4 protein-coding genes and 1 pseudogene are annotated in these 3,693 nt (G+C 34.9%); 3 read left to right on the top strand and 2 right to left on the bottom strand.

All coding sequences use genetic code 11. The features are described 5' to 3' along the window. The 3 genes and pseudogenes from Q0X66_RS15760 to Q0X66_RS15750 all read left to right on the top strand — a co-directional run. A pseudogene (locus tag Q0X66_RS15760) lies at positions 1 to 502 on the top strand (hypothetical protein); the annotation flags it as partial. A gap of 55 nt (positions 503 to 557) precedes the next feature. Then, on the top strand, positions 558 to 1,184 hold the full coding sequence (locus Q0X66_RS15755) for a hypothetical protein (protein ID WP_297708065.1): 627 nt from the start codon (positions 558 to 560) through the stop codon (positions 1,182 to 1,184). Positions 1,185 to 1,257: 73 nt separating this feature from the next. After that, the gene (locus tag Q0X66_RS15750; RefSeq protein WP_297708063.1) at positions 1,258 to 1,887 is read left to right on the top strand and encodes an ion channel; all 630 of its coding nucleotides are present in this window, start codon (positions 1,258 to 1,260) and stop codon (positions 1,885 to 1,887) included. A gap of 157 nt (positions 1,888 to 2,044) precedes the next feature. On the opposite strand, the gene Q0X66_RS15745 is transcribed toward Q0X66_RS15750, so the two are convergent. Both Q0X66_RS15745 and Q0X66_RS15740 read right to left on the bottom strand, forming a co-directional pair. After that, positions 2,045 to 2,638 carry a response regulator transcription factor gene (locus tag Q0X66_RS15745; protein WP_297708061.1) on the bottom strand — a complete coding sequence of 198 codons (594 nt, stop codon included), beginning with the start codon at positions 2,636 to 2,638 and terminating at the stop codon, positions 2,045 to 2,047. A gap of 824 nt (positions 2,639 to 3,462) precedes the next feature. After that, positions 3,463 to 3,693 (bottom strand): SPOR domain-containing protein (locus Q0X66_RS15740; RefSeq protein ID WP_297708059.1); only part of this gene is annotated, 231 nt, incomplete at its 5' end.

The following is a 3,693-nucleotide window of genomic DNA, read 5'->3' as shown; positions in this document are numbered from 1 at the left end:
CATTAACGATTTGCTGACAGCGTTTTGGTTTGCCAGAAAAGGCAAACACCATGGCAAACATCATTTCACAGGAGGTTTTGCCGCTATGCTTCCAACAGCCTCTGATAAATCACTTGGAAGTGGAAAGTTTTCTGTAGGCCCAAGTTTCGATTATGAATTTGAGAGTGGACGCTGGTTTGCAGGCGCAATTGCCCTGCAGGTGTGGTCAGTAGCGGGCCCATCTGATTTAAAAGCGGTAAATATGCTCATGATCAAGCCTTTTATCGTATATAATGTTGTCAAACGTTTCGACCTTATCTATGAGCCTTATGGTATTTCGGTGTATTGGAATAAACCTGCCGGAGAAAAAGTATACCTGCCTTTGGGTGGAGGTGCAGAATATGAAATACCCTTGGGCGCTAAAACAACACTTAATCTTGGCGTTCAGTTTTTTAAGAATGTAATCAGACCAACTAAAGGAACTGTTTATGATTTACGCTTTTTGATAGAGTTTGTTTTATAATACCCTGCTCAAATTTCAAAAGTTGATTTTTAAATTAATCAAATAAATAATATTCATGAATGATAATGCAAATGCACCTGATTCAATTTATTTAAGAAGACTAAGCAGGTTTATTGATGTGGTTTATGCCTTAATATTTTTTCATATGTTAACCACATATCTCCCATTTGTGGAGGATATGAAATGGTCTCATAAACCCATGGGGCTATTGAGCCATCTGATAGATAATAAGTCAGAGCTTCTTAGAATTTTTATAGGTGCAGGACTGGCCCTTATGTATTGGAACCAAAACAATATCTTTTTCAAGAATTTGGTGAAGACAAATGGCACACATGCTGCCCTCTCCTTAATACAGTTATTCCTGGTATGCATGTTTGTTTATTTTGCCATAGCGGATCCGGGATTGGAAAGTATATCATCTCCGGCTCTTCAGGCAGGCTCTTTGGCTCTTGCGGGATTTACAAGTGTAGGTGCCTGGGTATATGCTTCCAAGCAAAACCTGGTACGAGCGGATATGAAAGAAGAAGAGATAAAAGCGCTGACGAAAAGCAACCTAATGGAACCTCTAACAGCAGTTGTAAATGTTGGGCTTGCCTTTGTAGGGCCGTTGGTATGGACTCTTGCCTGGTTTGTTCTTCCTCCCGTTTTTATATGGTTATTAAAACCAAAAAATAAAAAGTAAAAGAATAATCAATAGAAAATAGTCTGATATAGGTGCTTAAAACATACAAAGAAACTGGAAAACTAGTAGCGAGATGCTCGAAAATATAGCTAATGCAATCAAGGACAAAGACAAATCGGCAGTATTGCTGCTGTTGACCTGTTTTACTTTTGTTTTTATTATGCCGGTTTTTGAGTTTCCTTCCAACATCTTTTCCATAATCCTTTTTTCACTAATCCTTTTTTTAGCATCTTACCCTATCTCCAGAAAAGTCATGTTTATCGGATTTGTTGCCATCCTGATTGAACTGGCAACACGGGCAACTGATTTAATATATCTACATTATTTAGCCGAATTAACGACAAATCTTTTTATAATTTTTCTGGTGGGTTCTGTTGTCAGGCATATGATGAATCAAAAAAACGTCACAATCTATACTTTGGTGAATGCCTTAAATGGATATTTATTGCTCGGAATAATGTTTATGAGCCTGGTTGCTTTTTGTGCTCAGTACCTTCCCGGATCATTCAATGAAAGTGGCGATTCTGCTATGGAATTGGTTTACTATACCTTAATAACATTAACTACGGCAGGTTATGGTGATATTACGCCTCAACTTCCTATTGCTCAATCTTTGGCAATGCTTATTGCGATAACGGGACAGTTTTATGTGGCGGTAGTTGTAGCCATTTTGGTTGGTAAATATTCGAGCTCCGTTAATTAGAGAGATTATGCTATAAAACCCAATAGGCTAACATTTGTTAGCCCGTTGGGTTCACTTATAAACTTAATAGATAATTTACCATACACGTTGAAATACTTTAAATGAACATCTGAGTTCTACAGTAATAAACGAGTAGTTTTTCTTCATACATTATAAATTATGAGATTTCCTTCAGTTTTACAAGCGCTTCAGATTTAGAGTTCACATCCAGTTTTAGGTATATATTCTGTATATGAAAATTAATGGTGCTTGTAGTTACAAAAAGCTTGTCGGCAATAAGTTTATATGTCGCTCCCTGACACAGATAATCAATTATTTGATTTTCCCTTTCCGAAAAATTGTTATATGATTTTCTGTGAAACATAGAGATCACAGCTTTAACAATATCATTGCTCATGGTAGCACCTTCATATTTAATAGAATTCAGGGCATTGTACATGCGTTTTTTGGTTACCGGTTTTGTCAAATAACCATTTGCCTGATTCTTGAAAGCCTTTTTGATTATCGCAAAATCTTTTTGGGCACTGATCATTATAACTTTAACATCAGGATCCCGTTTTCTAAACAATCCAATTCCTTTTATGCCACATACTTCGGGCATAGATACTTCAGAAACAATAATATCTGGTAATGCATTATCAAAATCTTTTAAGGCGTCTTCTACAGAAATATAAATGCCTTGAAGGGAATAATCCTGGTAGGTTTCAAAATAATACCTGTAGGCGGCAATTTTAAGGATATTTGATTTCATATCTATTAATATTTTGGGGTTGAAAAATAAAAAAGAAATAAGAAATTAAAAGTTTGAAAATGAGCAAGTTAATACGGATAATTCATTGCTCAATAAGCAATTTCTTAAACCATAGTAAATTGGGATGTACGTTAGTTCTGGACACTAGTCATCTATCTCTTACCGTGAAGTAAAATGCAATGTTAAAACAAAAACACAGGAATTAGCTGCACAAGTTTTATGAGCACCATGGAATAGAAATACATCCAATCTTGTTAAACTCATCAGGACCCGGATAGTTTCAGATACTTATAAGATATAACTAGAATATAAATTGTATTTACTATACTTTAAATGGGAGCCTCCTTTAAGAAGATTACAGGATGAGCTCTGGTTTTTGGCCTGCGGTGCGGGCTGCTTTTGGGGTAATTTTTAGTCTGCATATTATGGGGTTTTGGGGGTTGAGCGATTGTTATTCCGTTACTTTTATATTTTAAATATATATAAAAAATAGAAAAGCACTGATATAACGTAAGTATTTTCGTTCAAATGCAAACCAACTGGTCTGTAATTTTGTTTATTTTCACCGCTCTAAAATTAGCAAAGCTGCTGAAATTTAGAGGTTTATGGCTAAATCGACTATCCCAAAACAAATCTATATCCATTCATTGATAAACTAAAATTTTAAAATATATTTCATTGAAAGAAGGCCTGATCGCTAATGACTCCTGATTAATTACACTTGTTAGAATTCCATAAGTAGGACACACATTTATTTATGGATAAATAATATACAAGTATAACAGACAACTTATTTTAATGTTCTTATTGTCCCTGGAAAATCATTAATCTTCATACATAAGATCTGCGGTTGCCGGGGGATTGTCAACCTGCATAATCCACTTTTCATCGTTATATTTTCCATTTAAATCAGAAACATAAGCGACCTCGGCTTCTTCTTTAGCTTTAAAATCAGCCAAATAAACATAATACAAACCATTTTTCTTATTGTAAAATTGTTTCGCATTCAACCCCTGTTCATTCAGCTGATTCATAAAAGCATTTAAATATTTTTT

The sequence above is a fragment of the uncultured Eudoraea sp. genome (assembly GCF_947260015.1).
Classification (GTDB): domain Bacteria; phylum Bacteroidota; class Bacteroidia; order Flavobacteriales; family Flavobacteriaceae; genus Eudoraea.
The sequence above is the reverse complement of the archived record's forward strand: the minus strand, read 5'-3'. Positions and strand labels throughout refer to the sequence as shown.

Bases quoted from the DNA above. Each gene is read 5' to 3' on its own strand.
- Q0X66_RS15755 (WP_297708065.1), top strand. From the start codon at position 558: ATGAATGATAATGCAAATGCACCTGATTCAATTTATTTAAGAAGACTA.
- Q0X66_RS15750 (WP_297708063.1), top strand. From the start codon at position 1,258: ATGCTCGAAAATATAGCTAATGCAATCAAGGACAAAGACAAATCGGCA.
- Q0X66_RS15745 (WP_297708061.1), bottom strand. From the start codon at position 2,638: ATGAAATCAAATATCCTTAAAATTGCCGCCTACAGGTATTATTTTGAA.